Here is a 12,877-nt window from a genome sequence, read left to right on the forward strand (position 1 = left end):
ATGCTAACCATTGCAACTATTTATCGCTACATCAGTAAAAAACGACCATTGTCAATGGTCGTTTGAAAATTCTAGCTCTTTAGGTGGCTGCCCTTTTTTATTCATTAAGCGCATACGAATAGGCTCAATCTTTAATGTCACCATTTCATCCTGATTGCCAATAAAGATACTCGTAAAAAATTCAGCTAGTTTATTTTTTATCCCTTCTTCATGTACTTCCGTAAGTTTCCCTTCTATTTCCACATACGTATCACCAAAGCCACCATTTTCGTAGCCATATAAAATATGGGTATATGGGTTTTTGCGTAGCTCTTCCATTTTTTCTGAATGTTTATTCGTCACTGTATACAATACAAAATCTTCATGCTGGAATGTCATGTATCGTGAGTAAGGCTTGCCATTTTCAACAGTTGCCAATGTTCCAATCTTTTCTCGATTTAATACTTCTAAAATTTCATCACGTACAGAAGTCATAGTATCCCATCCTTTCATCTATATACCTATTTTGCCCTTTCCCAAGAAAGCTAAACCGTATTTTTTTTGAAAAATGTGAAATGACAATCTTCGGGCATAATGAAAATCTATTGTTATAATAACTGGATGGACAACAGGAATTTTCGAATGAATGAGGGTTAATAATGAAACAAGCTTTTTTTACGCGCTGTTTGTTTTTCATAACAGGCATTATCGTGCTTTCTTTTGGTATCACCTTAACAATTAAAGGCCAACTTTTTGGAGTGGGCTCATGGGATGTACTACATATTGGCTTAACAAAAACAGTAGGCTTATCAATCGGTTCATGGTCCATTATTTTGGGACTTGCTATTTTAGCATTTGATATGCTGATTACAAAAAAATTCCCTTTACCTGGAACGTTTATCGATATGTTTTTGGCAGGCATTTTTATTGATATTTTCAACTATTGGTTACCTGATATTGATGGTTTTTGGATGCAACTTATTTCTTACCTTACAGGGTTAGTGTTACTAGGCTGGGGCTGTGGAATGTATATGGTAGCAAATTTAGGTATTGGACCGCGTGATACACTCATGCTGATGATGGTTCATAAGCTTGGCTGGAGTGTGACTCGCTCTCGTACAACAATGGAAGTAACAGTTGCAATCATTGGCTTCCTACTTGGCGGTCCTATAGGCATCGGTACGGTATTTATGGCATTTGGGCTTGGACCAATCGTACAATTTGCCTTATCCTATAACGAAAAATTATTTATGCGATGGACAGGCGTGAAAAGCGCTGTTGTCTAAACTTTAATGACAATGCAGTTTTTGCATTGTCTTTTTTTACAGTTGAAATATACAGTTCAACTATATATAATCAAACTATATAGTCTGACTGTATATTTGAGGTGAAGATGTGAAAAAACATAAATTATTACCTTTATCTGAAACCATGCATTACATTTTACTTGCCTTACGTGAACCACTGCATGGTTATGCGATGATGCAAAAAATTGAGGAAATGAGTGCTGGTACAGTAAGGATTGCTGCTGGTACTATGTATGGAGCCATTGAAAATTTATTGAAATATCATTGGATTACACCTGTTGAAACCCAGGATTCAAGACGCAAGGTTTATCAAACGACCGAAGAGGGTCTAGAAATATTAGCGGCAGAGCAACAAAGATTGCAGCACATTTTAGCTTTATATGAGGGAGCTGGCAAACATGATAAAATTTAAAGTCTTTTTTGATATCGAAAAGGAAGAGTGCTGGTTAAATGAAATGTTAGCTAAGGGTTGGCGATGCTCCAACATTAACTCAGCAGGTATTTATACATTTCAGCCTACTGAAGATCTTGAACAAGTTATTCGGATTGATTGTCAGCAGGAGCTTCGCAAAGAAAATAAAGCTACCTATAAGCAATTACATGAGGATTTTGGCTGGCGTATAGTAAAAGAAAAATCATATGATGGCACTTTTTATTGGACAAAAAGTAAAGATGGTAATGATGAATTATTTTCAGATCATGATTCCCACATTGCGAAATATAAACGTTTAATGAAACATGCAAGCAATTGGGCAATACTCTCTCTTATCTTCTTAATGATTTTTTATGGCAACGATAACGTCGCTCCCTTTTTCAGTATAAAAAGCGCATATTATACCCCAGGTTTATGGGATAAAGAAGGTGCTGCCTTCCTTTTTGCTTTTTTATTTGAAACACCCTTTGCCATCATGCGCTTTCTTCCACCATGGCTATTTTTAGCAACTTGTAGTATTTACATCACACTCTATTATCGTTATCGTAAATCCATACAGCAATTTTTATAGCAAATAGCAAGGAGCCTCTTACGCATTGTAAGGAGGCTCCTCTTTCCTTTATGCTTCTGGTTCAGCAGTATTTTGTCCTGTTGCTTCCATCACTTCTGGCGTATCGTCCACTGTATCATCTTCTTGTACGTTTTCAGCAGCTGGTGGTGTAATCGTCACAAGTGTGTAGTCATCCTCTTGTAAAATTTCAAACGAGAACTGTTGACGAATATCTCCGACGTATAGAGAAGTCCCGATGGCAACATGTGTAACATCTATTTCAATGGTTTCTGGAATGTCAGTTGGCTTCACTTTAATACGCACTTCACGATTAGGCTGGAGCAGGAATCCGCCATCAGCAACTCCCACTGCATCCCCAATTACAGTCACTGGAATATCCACTTCTAGCTCCTCTGACATATTGATGGATTTAAAATCCACATGCTTAACATTCCCTTTTAATGCACAACGTTGTACCTCTGTCAAAACTGCATTAATGCGTTTTCCTTCAACATCTAATTGGAAAACACTTTTCGTACCGTGTGTAGCTAACATTTTTGCAAAGGCTCTCGCATCTAACATAATTGCCGTTGATTCCATTTGAAAGCCGTAAACCACACCTGGAATGCCCCCATTTTGTCGAAGCTGTGTTAAAGAAGATTGTCGTCCCTTTTGACGTTTACTGGCAGTTAAAACCATATTCATCGAATATTTCCCCTTTCATGGAAACTAGTCTCATAAAAGGTTTTGCCTTTTCTATTATATTTTATACATAGCAAGCACGCGATTATTTTGTCAGTATGGTAGTGATAATTTGCCTCTCGGGATTACCGTTACGCAATACAACACAGAGTGCGATAATCGCTAAAACCGTACAAACCATAAACATGACCATATAGGACGTAAATTGCACAATAAAGCCCATCAAAAATCCACCCAACCCAAAGCCTAAATCATAGGTAGCTAAAAATAAACCTAGCAAAACATTTCTCGATTCTTTTGGTACAACAAACGACATATATGTAGTAATTGTCGGATATAGCATCGCTGAGGCAAGGCCATTGAAAACAGCGGAAATATAGACAAAAGAACCTATTTCAGGTAAAACAGCAAGCAGCGTTGTGCCCAATATGGAGCTGAAAAGCACACAGGCAATAAATTTCGGATGCCATTGACCATCTGAAGGAATAGAGCGTCGCAATACAAAGCGACTACCTACCACGACCAATGCCTGTAGTGTTAAATAAATAGCTGGATTCCCCACTCCCTCAGTCAGCATAAACAATGGTAAAAACGTGGTGATGGCGCCAAAAATAGCAGCACCAAGAACCATAACGATTGCTGATAGGATTAGCCCCTTGTGTTGTTTTGCCCCCTTCATGGCGGCTATCAGCTCTCTTGTTGTCACAACTTCTGTGTCTTCCTTTGCTTTTGGTAAAGGGGAGCCAATAAAAAACAGTAGTGGCAGAAGAGCCAACAAAACCACAAAGATCAATAAATGCTGTCTATCAAATTGCGTCCACAAGAGTAGCGCTACTGCAGGTCCATATAAACCCGGTACAACACTGGATAAGGAATACATCGACATGCCTTGCCCCCGATCATGATCGTGTAAGACATCTGTAATACCTAGCTGCATCGCCATGGAAAAGAAAGCTGTGATGATCCCCTGTAGGGCTCGTACTAAAAATACACTATCAATACCAAATACTACATAGATAAGCAGTGCAAGTGCATGGCCAATTAACAGCCATTGCATAATGGTATAAGGGCTATGCTTGGCGACCATTTGGCCAGCAAAAGGCCTTAATAGCATACAAACAAGCATATACATGGCCATCATGACACCAATTTCGCCCTCCAAGTACCCCCCATCCGCTGCTTCTAATGGAAAAATAACTGTCAACACGGCATTGGCGGTAAAAAAAATAGCCGCAAGCCCATATAATTGCATCATGCGAAGGGATAAAGGCTGAAGTTTCATGATACTTGCTCCCCTTGCAACGAAGAAATTTCTTGACGGCTTATAGGTAATCTAGAGGCTAATAAGCGCTGGCCGATCGGATGGGTCATATATGGAATTTGAGACACATCATGAAGAAATTCCACCACTTCCCCCTGGTCTACAACAGCTACTTCATCTGCAAACAAACTAACTGCGTGTAAATCGTGGGTAATAAATAAGTAACTGAGGCCCCTTTCCTGTTGCAATTGTTTCAGTAGTTTTAGGATACTGATTTGTACCAATGCATCTAAACTATTAATGGATTCATCCAAGATGATGAGCTTAGGGTCTGTTGCTATCGCCCTTGCTATAGTCACCCGCTGTAACTGACCACCACTTAATTGATGAGGGTATTTTTGAGCATCTCGCTCCGATAGTCCCACCTGTACTAAAAGTTCCTCTATTTTTTCTAGCCGCTGTTGTTTCGTCAACTGTAAATGACAATTCATTGGCTCTGCAATGATGTCTCGAATCTTCATTTTCGGATTAACAGCACTATGGCAATCTTGAAAAACGATTTGAATATTTTTTTGTAATTGCTTCTTCTCTTCTTTAGATGCCGTTACTAGATTAATATGATCGAATTGAATGGTACCGCTATCTGGCTTTTCCATACCAATTATCAGCTTTCCTAGTGTGGTTTTACCACTACCGCTCTCTCCGACAATGGCTAAGCAAACCCCTTGCTTCAAGGTGAACGACATATTTTTAACAGCTTCTACTGTTTCATCTTCCCCAAACCATTTCTTTTTTCGATAGGTTTTAGATACTTGCTGGATTTCTAACATCGACTTTCCTCCTGTCGTACCCAATAGTTCGTGTCTAGTTCATATAGGATTCCGTTTGTATCACCTGACCAGCTATCCACAAGTTTTTCGAGCTGATCATCCTTCCTTTTGGCTGCGACCAATGCTCTTGTATAGGAATGAACAGGGTTTTGTAATAGCCGTTCGGCTGGGCCGTATTCCATGATTTTCCCTCTTCGCATAACTACAATTTGATCTGCCATTCGAGCGATGACGCCAAGATCATGTGACACAATCAGCATCGTTGTCTGATATTGTTGCTGACAATGAGACAATTCCTCTAAAATCTTGAGCTGTGTCATCGTATCAAGGGCTGTCGTTGGCTCATCTGCAAGTAAAAGTTTCGGACGAAGACTCATAGCCAGGGCAATCATGACACGTTGAAGCATGCCCCCACTTAACTCGTGAGGATATTTTTTTAACAGTCTTGAATCGCTCAATTGAAAAAAAGCAAGTTGCTCAGTTGCTATGTGCAATGCTTGTTTTTTACTGAGCGATCGGTGTGCTTGTAATGTTTCAATCATATGCTCTCCTATTGTTATAATAGGATTAAACATAGCCATAGGATTCTGCAATATACATGCCACGTCATTGCCCCGAAGACCTCGCAACTGCTGTTCATCCATTCCCAGTAAGGAACGCCCTTCTAATAAAATGTCTCCCTCATAGTTTCGGGACTCCCGAAACAGTTGCAAGATAGCATAGCACAGCATCGTTTTACCGCTACCGCTTTCCCCGACAATGCCAAGCGTTGTACCAGTTGGAATCTGGAAATCAACATGCTGCACAACTTTTTTAAGTCCCTGCGCTGTTTGAAGCGTAATTGACAAATCCCTTATCTCTAACATATTGTCACCTCTTCTTCTTATACTTTGGCATCCATAGCCGTACGAAGGGCATCCCCAAACCAATTAAAAATAAGAACGGTTAATGAGATCATGATACCTGGTATAAACATAAGCGTTGGTTCACTCATTAAATAGGTTTTACTATCATTAATCATCATGCCCCATTCTGCCATCGGTGCCGTAACACCTAGCCCTAAAAACGACAGCTCCGAAATTAAAAGTATTGTGGAGCCAAGCCCGATTAGTTTTAACAAAAATATTTGTGGAAAGACAAACGGCAATATATGCCTCCTAATAATTTTTCGTTTCGGTACACCTGTCAGCCGTGCATATTGTACATAAGTGCTTTCTTTTAAAGAACGCACCATATTGCGAATAATACGCGCAAAACCTACCCACGACACAAAAATAATTGCCACAAACATATTTTTAATGCCGCCACCTAACGCACCTACAATGACAAGGGCAAAAATAAAATCAGGAATGGATAGAAGAACATCACAAATACGCATTAATACTAGATCAACCAGCCCACCGATATACCCCGCCAGACACCCTACGATGATGCTAATGATTAAGGTAATGAATAGTACGCCAGAGGCTAGCAGCAGAGAGGTGCGTGTACCATACAATAAACGAGATAGCACACAGCGCCCTAGGTGATCTGTACCTAAGGGGTAATGCATAGAAAATCCTTGTAATTTATTGGCTATATCTGTTGTATAAGGATCATGAGGCGCTAACCAAGGAGCAAATAGAGCCATCACCACCAGCACGAGTACGAGCAAGCTACTGATGATGAGTGGCAGATTTTTTTTCATTATAGAGCGCCTCCTTTCAGCCTGACACGTGGATCAACAACCGCACAAAGTATATCTGCTATAAAATTGATGGTGATATATAATCCCCCAATGATGACAATAAAAGCTTGTAGTACAGCGTAGTCCCTTGCTAACATGGCCTCCACAATAAAGTGTCCCACGCCAGAAATGGCAAAAACATTCTCAATAATCGCTGCACCCCCTAATAGACCACCACAGGTCATGGCAAGGGATGTGATAAGTTGTGGTAAAATGCCTTTGAAAATATGTGTACGCAAAATAACCGTTTCTTTTACCCCTCTTGCACGGGCAAAGAGAACATGCGGTTTCTTCATTTCTTCTCTCATGCTTGATCGGATGAGCCTAATATAATAAGGTATAAATCCTAAAGCCAGTGTTATCGATGGTAAAATGACATGAGCAAAACTTCCCCACCCCATAAGTGGTAAGACGCCCCATTTCAAAGCCACTGTGTAAATGAAGAGAAAGGCAAGCCAAAAACTTGGCATAGAGGCGATTGTAAAGATAGCTGTACGTGTAAACCAATCGAGCCACCCACTGTTTTTACTTGCAGACCAAATGCCAATAGCAAAGCTAATGACAATAATTATGACCAATGCTGTTATTGCTAAAAGCAATGTTGTCTCAAATCGTTGAAACAGTTCTGTTGCCACGGCCTTTTTCGACACAAAGGATGTTCCGAAATCTAATTGCAATGCATGGCTGAGCCAATCAATATATTGTATCCATAATGGTTGATCGAGACCCATTTCTTCACGCATACTTGTCATGGCCTCTTCAGTAGCTGGAATTTGATTGATTGTAAAATATGCTTCAACAGGATCAACAGGAATGAAACGGATTAATCCAAAGGCGATGATGGTTATACCAAGCAATGCCAGTAACATACTGGCTAGCCGTTTAACAAAGAATGCAAACATTTTGATTACTTCACCTCATATTGATTGAGTGGCACTTCAAATTGCTGCATAGAAAACGATAAATTGGTTAGACGTTGATTGGCCACCAAATAATTTGTCCGATAAGATAATGGCATGAAAATCGCCTCTTCATGAATGGTTTGTAAAATAGCTTCATACAAACTACGTCTCTCTGATTCATCAGTTGAGCGAATCACTTTCGCAATATTCGCTGCTAATTGTTCTGATTGTGCCATGCCTTTTAACGCATAATAGCCAATTTGCTTTTCCCCCGTCATCATCCGTAAATACATATGGGGATCATAAGGTGCCCCCCACGTATCATTCATAATGACATTGAACTCACCTGTTTTACTTCGCGTTCGGAAAAGTTGATCTTCTTCTCCAATCAATTTGACATCTACGCCTAATTCACGCCATGCGCCCTGTAAATATTCAAATATAGATTTATGCACTTGGTCATTACTGTTATATGGAATTGTGATGGTCAGTGCTTGACCGTCTTTGGATCGAAACGGAGCCCCTTCTTCAAAGATCCAGCCTGCTTTATCCAATAGTTGCTGGGCTTTTTCTAAATCATAGCTGTAAGACTCAAATGGAATATCACTATACGGAAATCCTGGAGCAAATAAAGACTTGGCCTCTTGTTCAATGCCATTTAATACATGTTCAATAATTGTTTGTCGATCAAAAGCATACTGCAAAGCAAGTCTGACATCTTTATCTTGCGTCACGCCATAGTCTGAATTGAAAGATAGTATTCTAGTAGAGGAAGGTTCAGAAATTAGCGTTTGATATTGGGGATTTTTCTCCAAAACTCGGAGTTCCTCAGGTGCTAATTGACCACTTCCGAAAATTAAATCAATATCTCCTTTTTCAAGTGCCATCATACGTGCTTGTGAATCAGGAATAATTTTGACGATGACTTTTTCTAGCTTAGGCTTCTCTCCCCAATAATGCTCATTACGTGAAAATTCAGCAAAATTGTCTTGCTTGTAATCAGTTAAAATCCAAGGACCTGTTCCAACCGCTTTTTCAATGCCATCTTTGGTTGTCCCACTTGCTGGGAAGCCACTATCCCCTAACATACGTAATGGACGAATCAACGTTAACTCCTGTAAAAATGGATAGTAAGGCTCTTTTAAATGAATCTGTAATTTCAGCTTATCTAAGACTTCTACCCGATCAATGACTGCCACCACTTCTAGCCAACTATGCGGTGCAATATTCTCCACTACAGTTTCGATATTACGTTTAACATTGTCTGCCGTAAGCTGAGAGCCGTCTGAATACAAGACATTGTCTCGTAATGTAAATATGTAGCTCTTACCGTCTTGAGACATTTCCCATGCTGTTGCTAATCCTGGCTCTATTTGCCCATCATTTCCATAGCGTACAAGCGGATCGTATATCATGGCCTGAGCAAACATTTCATTTGGTGCATACAGGTGTGGATTTACTTCTCCAATATCCTTTGGCCAAGAAATGGTTAAAACATGTTCATTTTCACCTTTTGCCTTGTCTTTTTTTGTCTTGTCATCTGAATTTCCGCAGGCCACAAGCATACTTCCACTCACAATCAATAGAACTAGTAAACTCATTATTTTTTTCAATATACTTTCCCCTTCACTTAAATAGTAATGATTACTATTATCATTCAAAATCGAATTTTAAATGATTCATGACTTTTTGTAAAGTAGATATTCAAAAATAAATCTTAAAGACATAAAAAAACACCTCCTCTGTCCACGGAACAAAGGAAGTGCCTTCTGTCTTAATATAGTGCTATTTTTGTATGCAATAGCTCATGTAACTCATGCAATTTTTTAATTTCATAATGTGGTTCAATATCACTCGTATTTTCAACATTGCGGATGTTAAACCAACATGTATCAATGCCTGACAGCAATCCGCCTTTAATATCTGATGTCAAAGAATCGCCGATTATAAGCGTTTTAGCTTTATCAAAATGCTCAATCCGCTCAAATACATAATCAAAAAAGGCAGGCATTGGTTTTTGATAGCCCGTTTGCTCGGAGATAAAGATGCCTTTAAAATATTGTGCTAAATCGGCATCCACTAGTCGTTTATTCTGTGTCAACGTTACACCATTTGAGACGACATACAAATGATAGTGATTAGCTAGTTGAGCGATAACTTCATAAGCTCCCTCTACATAATGGTGTGCTTCCTGTAAGTATTTTTGGAATAGTGATTCAAAGTAGACGCCATCGACCTCCATCCCAAATTCCTTTAAAGCAACCGCAAACCTTGTATTATGTAGTGTATTTTTTGTCACTTCCCCACGCTCAAAAGCTCGCCACATCGATTCATTAATTTCTTTGTAGCGCGCAATCATCTCGGGCGTAGTGGCTATCTTTTCCTCTCTAAACATGCGGTCTAGTGCTGCATTTTCAGCTAAATCAAAATCTAGTAATGTATCATCTACGTCAAACAATAAGATCTCATATTTCGTCATGTTCATTCCCACTTTCTTTGATGCATTGTGACTATTTACTCTATATCATGATAACGTTTTTTATGAAAAATAACAGTAAAATGTCCTATGACAGAATATTAGAACATGTATGCGCTTTATACACATGCTTATCCGTCCATTGAAACGAGGGAACTTTTTCTATATTGAAAAAAATATTCGACTAGCCCTAAAATAGCTCGTTCTGCAATTTCATATTTGAAATTATCGTTGAATATGAGACAATAGATTGCTAGAAAGGAAGATGTACGAAAGATGACGACCTTACAAAAAATAACACCTGTCTATGATCCTTGGGAAGCCTATTTAGATGTAGAACAACATGGACAAATGACACTCTCAAATATTGAATTTACAACAACAACACTTTGTAATATGCGCTGCGCACACTGTGCAGTAGGCTATACATTACAAAATAAAGACCCTGAGGCATTACCAATTGAATTAATTCTAAAACGATTAGATGAAATACCCCATTTAAAAACGCTCAGCATTACTGGTGGAGAACCTATGATGAGTAAAAAGTCCGTCCAGAATTATGTGTTGCCACTTTTAAAATATGCGCATGAACGTGGTGTACGGACACAAATTAACTCCAACCTAACATTGGAACCAGCACGTTATTTACTGATTGCACCTTATCTTGATGTCCTTCATATTTCCCATAACTGGGGAACAATCGATGAATTCGTCGAAACGGGCTTTGCAATGATGGAACGCAAACCAACATACGACCAACGTGCAGCCTTATTCCAACGCATGATTGATAACGCAAAAATGCTAGCTGAACATGGTGTAATGGTATCAGCAGAAACAATGTTAAACAAAAAAACTTTACCATACTTAGAACATATTCATCACCAAATTATCCATGAGATGAAATGTGCACGTCATGAGGTGCATCCAATGTATCCATCCGACTTTGCAAGTGCACTTACTTCTTTATCACTAGAGGAAACACGTGAAGCCATTCATCACCTGCTAGATATCCGTGATGACAATACATGGATGTTATTTGGTACACTACCATTCTACCCATGTAGCATGAACGAAGAAGATCAAAAGCTGTTACAACGTCTCCGTACTGAGAAGAATGTCACGATGCGTAATGACCCAGACGGTCGTTCACGATTGAATATCAATATCTTTACAGGTGATGTGATCGTTACCGACTTTGGTGACACACCAGCCCTCGGCAATATTGTACATGACGAACTACCATTGATCTTTGATAAATGGATGGCGACCGACTTGGCAAAATCGCTTAACTGCCATTGTCCAGCAGTCAAATGCTTAGGGCCAAATGTACTTGTAAAAAATATGTATTATCCAGATGCCGCGTTTGTGAGTGGCTCTGCTCGTGTATAAGTTCATCGATACAGACAGAAACTCCATGTTGAACAAAGACTGATCAACATGGAGTTTTTTTACATATGAAGTTATAAATTGTAGGTTATCCGTATTCCTGTTCCTTAATGCATCGTATATAATTGTTCGATCGTAAGTGAGGAATCCGCCTCTTGATTTTTCTTGTCTTCGGAAATGATTTTCCCTTCATAAATCAATCCACCTGTACGTAAATCAACGATAGACAACCACTGTCCATCGGAAACACGATATACTAAATAAAATTTTCCCTCTGCTATACGTAAATATGGAGCATCTTTCTCATTCGCAATGCTTGAATATTGAAGGGTTAAGGGTTCTTCCCACTGTTTCTTTTCAATATGATAACGATTCAGCGTTAGACCATTGGCTGAATAAACAGGAATGTATATCGTTTCTTTATGAATCCGCATTGACTTCCGATAGGGTTTTAATTCTTCTGGCATAGTCCATTCCTCTGCTTCATTCTTGGCATTATCATAGAGATATATTTGACTAGAGATAACTTCTAGCTCAGTATTTTCTTTTCGCTCACTGTATTTTTCTACCATATATAAATAATAATTTTCGTTTTGAGTAGTAGTATTGTATTCATTAAAAATACGGATACTGGAAGTGCCTCTTTCTTCTGACACTAATTCTGCAAGGATGGCATCCTTTACTAATTCCTTCTTCTCCACATCAATCGTATAGACATGCAACTCTTCCCTAGCCTTTATAAGATAGTTGGCTGATAAATAGTTTGTTGTTAAAATATTTATCTTTCCATCTCCTACGTAGACGTCATTCACATTAATCCAATCATAGCTAGCTTTGACTGGTATATCGATTTTAAAGGAAGAACTGTCATTTGTATTTTTATCAAGTGTATCAATTTGAAGCGTTACGACATTGCCTCTAGCTTCTTTTTTACCATCATCTAGAAACGTTGTATAAATCAAGCGTGCTTTGTCTTCAAAATATTTTCTTGGATCAAATTCTTTCCCTCGCATAAAATTACGGTGTTCCTCAATATATTTCCGAAGAATCATAGGTTCATTTGGGGCAATTAAATCGCCAAAAAAAGACTGATTATTGGGATTCGTGGAACCATCCTTTGATATGTACAACATATGATAAAGATCATTACTCTGATAACTTGTTTGAAGGATAAGATTTTCGATTTCTTCCTTATTTCCGCTGATCGTTTCAATTTTATAGGATCTGTCATTTTTCGAAGCCATTGCTGTTTTCTGGATATAGTAAGAACTGATAAATACCAAGATGAAGAAACAAATACTGATTGTTTTCCAATATTTTTTCAT

General features: G+C 38.8%; 14 protein-coding genes. 4 read left to right on the forward strand and 10 right to left on the reverse strand.

Annotated features, from left to right (window positions below):
• Positions 1-51 precede the first annotated feature (51 nt).
• Positions 52-474 (reverse strand): pyridoxamine 5'-phosphate oxidase family protein, encoded by a 423-nt coding sequence (locus LCP48_RS13995; RefSeq protein WP_004230687.1) that lies wholly within the window; start codon positions 472-474, stop codon positions 52-54.
• A 164-nt stretch (positions 475-638) separates the two neighbouring features.
• Between LCP48_RS13995 and LCP48_RS14000 the strand changes: the two genes are divergently transcribed.
• The 3 genes from LCP48_RS14000 (at position 639) to LCP48_RS14010 (ending at position 2,290) form a co-directional block, all read left to right on the forward strand.
• A complete protein-coding gene (locus LCP48_RS14000) occupies positions 639-1,265 on the forward strand; it encodes a YczE/YyaS/YitT family protein (protein ID WP_004230690.1) in 627 nt (208 codons plus the stop codon).
• A 145-nt stretch (positions 1,266-1,410) separates the two neighbouring features.
• Entirely contained in the window at positions 1,411-1,698 is a 288-nt protein-coding gene (locus LCP48_RS14005) for a PadR family transcriptional regulator (RefSeq protein ID WP_036218718.1), read from the forward strand.
• Positions 1,685-2,290, forward strand: coding sequence for a DUF2812 domain-containing protein (locus LCP48_RS14010; protein ID WP_004230695.1), 606 nt, complete (start codon positions 1,685-1,687; stop codon positions 2,288-2,290). The genes LCP48_RS14005 and LCP48_RS14010 overlap by 14 nt, the downstream gene beginning before the upstream one ends.
• Positions 2,291-2,338: 48 nt before the next feature.
• Here the strand turns inward: LCP48_RS14010 and LCP48_RS14015 are convergent, their stop codons facing one another.
• The 8 genes from LCP48_RS14015 to LCP48_RS14050 all read right to left on the reverse strand — a co-directional run bounded on the left by LCP48_RS14015 (position 2,339) and on the right by LCP48_RS14050 (position 10,169).
• Positions 2,339-2,974, reverse strand: a complete 636-nt coding sequence (locus tag LCP48_RS14015; protein ID WP_004230698.1) for a 50S ribosomal protein L25/general stress protein Ctc — start codon at positions 2,972-2,974, stop codon at positions 2,339-2,341.
• 82 nt (positions 2,975-3,056) lie between these two features.
• The gene (cntE, locus tag LCP48_RS14020) at positions 3,057-4,253 is read right to left on the reverse strand and encodes a staphylopine family metallophore export MFS transporter CntE (protein WP_004230700.1); all 1,197 of its coding nucleotides are present in this window, start codon (positions 4,251-4,253) and stop codon (positions 3,057-3,059) included.
• On the reverse strand, positions 4,250-5,062 hold the full coding sequence (locus LCP48_RS14025) for an ABC transporter ATP-binding protein (protein ID WP_004230702.1): 813 nt from the start codon (positions 5,060-5,062) through the stop codon (positions 4,250-4,252). The genes cntE and LCP48_RS14025 overlap by 4 nt, the downstream gene beginning before the upstream one ends.
• Positions 5,056-5,928: an ABC transporter ATP-binding protein gene (locus tag LCP48_RS14030; RefSeq protein WP_004230704.1), complete on the reverse strand. Its 873-nt coding sequence runs from the start codon at positions 5,926-5,928 to the stop codon at positions 5,056-5,058. The genes LCP48_RS14025 and LCP48_RS14030 overlap by 7 nt, the downstream gene beginning before the upstream one ends.
• A 17-nt stretch (positions 5,929-5,945) precedes the next feature.
• Positions 5,946-6,749 (reverse strand): ABC transporter permease, encoded by an 804-nt coding sequence (locus LCP48_RS14035; protein WP_004230707.1) that lies wholly within the window; start codon positions 6,747-6,749, stop codon positions 5,946-5,948.
• On the reverse strand, positions 6,749-7,690 hold the full coding sequence (locus LCP48_RS14040) for an ABC transporter permease (RefSeq protein ID WP_004230709.1): 942 nt from the start codon (positions 7,688-7,690) through the stop codon (positions 6,749-6,751). Before LCP48_RS14040 ends, LCP48_RS14035 begins: the two co-directional genes overlap by 1 nt.
• Positions 7,691-7,695: 5 nt before the next feature.
• Complete coding sequence (gene nikA / locus LCP48_RS14045; RefSeq protein ID WP_004230711.1) at positions 7,696-9,303, reverse strand: nickel ABC transporter substrate-binding protein; 1,608 nt, start codon at positions 9,301-9,303, stop codon at positions 7,696-7,698.
• A 161-nt stretch (positions 9,304-9,464) separates the two neighbouring features.
• A complete protein-coding gene (locus LCP48_RS14050) occupies positions 9,465-10,169 on the reverse strand; it encodes a YjjG family noncanonical pyrimidine nucleotidase (protein WP_004230713.1) in 705 nt (234 codons plus the stop codon).
• Between the two features lie 273 nt (positions 10,170-10,442).
• Between LCP48_RS14050 and yfkAB the strand changes: the two genes are divergently transcribed.
• Positions 10,443-11,555 (forward strand): radical SAM/CxCxxxxC motif protein YfkAB, encoded by a 1,113-nt coding sequence (gene yfkAB, locus LCP48_RS14055; protein WP_004230715.1) that lies wholly within the window; start codon positions 10,443-10,445, stop codon positions 11,553-11,555.
• A 104-nt stretch (positions 11,556-11,659) separates the two neighbouring features.
• Here the strand turns inward: yfkAB and LCP48_RS14060 are convergent, their stop codons facing one another.
• Positions 11,660-12,877: a hypothetical protein gene (locus tag LCP48_RS14060; protein ID WP_009370308.1), complete on the reverse strand. Its 1,218-nt coding sequence runs from the start codon at positions 12,875-12,877 to the stop codon at positions 11,660-11,662.

The sequence above is a fragment of the Lysinibacillus capsici genome (genome assembly GCF_020217405.1).
In the GTDB taxonomy this organism is placed as follows: Bacteria; Bacillota; Bacilli; order Bacillales_A; family Planococcaceae; genus Lysinibacillus; species Lysinibacillus capsici.

What these genes read in the sequence shown, in the direction of transcription:
- LCP48_RS13995 (WP_004230687.1), bottom strand. Translation starts at nt 474, where the DNA reads ATGACTTCTGTACGTGATGAAATTTTAGAAGTATTAAATCGAGAAAAG.
- LCP48_RS14000 (WP_004230690.1), top strand. Translation starts at nt 639, where the DNA reads ATGAAACAAGCTTTTTTTACGCGCTGTTTGTTTTTCATAACAGGCATT.
- LCP48_RS14005 (WP_036218718.1), top strand. Translation starts at nt 1,411, where the DNA reads ATGCATTACATTTTACTTGCCTTACGTGAACCACTGCATGGTTATGCG.
- LCP48_RS14010 (WP_004230695.1), top strand. Translation starts at nt 1,685, where the DNA reads ATGATAAAATTTAAAGTCTTTTTTGATATCGAAAAGGAAGAGTGCTGG.
- LCP48_RS14015 (WP_004230698.1), bottom strand. Translation starts at nt 2,974, where the DNA reads ATGAATATGGTTTTAACTGCCAGTAAACGTCAAAAGGGACGACAATCT.
- cntE (WP_004230700.1), bottom strand. Translation starts at nt 4,253, where the DNA reads ATGAAACTTCAGCCTTTATCCCTTCGCATGATGCAATTATATGGGCTT.
- LCP48_RS14025 (WP_004230702.1), bottom strand. Translation starts at nt 5,062, where the DNA reads ATGTTAGAAATCCAGCAAGTATCTAAAACCTATCGAAAAAAGAAATGG.
- LCP48_RS14030 (WP_004230704.1), bottom strand. Translation starts at nt 5,928, where the DNA reads ATGTTAGAGATAAGGGATTTGTCAATTACGCTTCAAACAGCGCAGGGA.
- LCP48_RS14035 (WP_004230707.1), bottom strand. Translation starts at nt 6,749, where the DNA reads ATGAAAAAAAATCTGCCACTCATCATCAGTAGCTTGCTCGTACTCGTG.
- LCP48_RS14040 (WP_004230709.1), bottom strand. Translation starts at nt 7,690, where the DNA reads ATGTTTGCATTCTTTGTTAAACGGCTAGCCAGTATGTTACTGGCATTG.
- LCP48_RS14050 (WP_004230713.1), bottom strand. Translation starts at nt 10,169, where the DNA reads ATGACGAAATATGAGATCTTATTGTTTGACGTAGATGATACATTACTA.
- yfkAB (WP_004230715.1), top strand. Translation starts at nt 10,443, where the DNA reads ATGACGACCTTACAAAAAATAACACCTGTCTATGATCCTTGGGAAGCC.
- LCP48_RS14060 (WP_009370308.1), bottom strand. Translation starts at nt 12,877, where the DNA reads ATGAAAAAATATTGGAAAACAATCAGTATTTGTTTCTTCATCTTGGTA.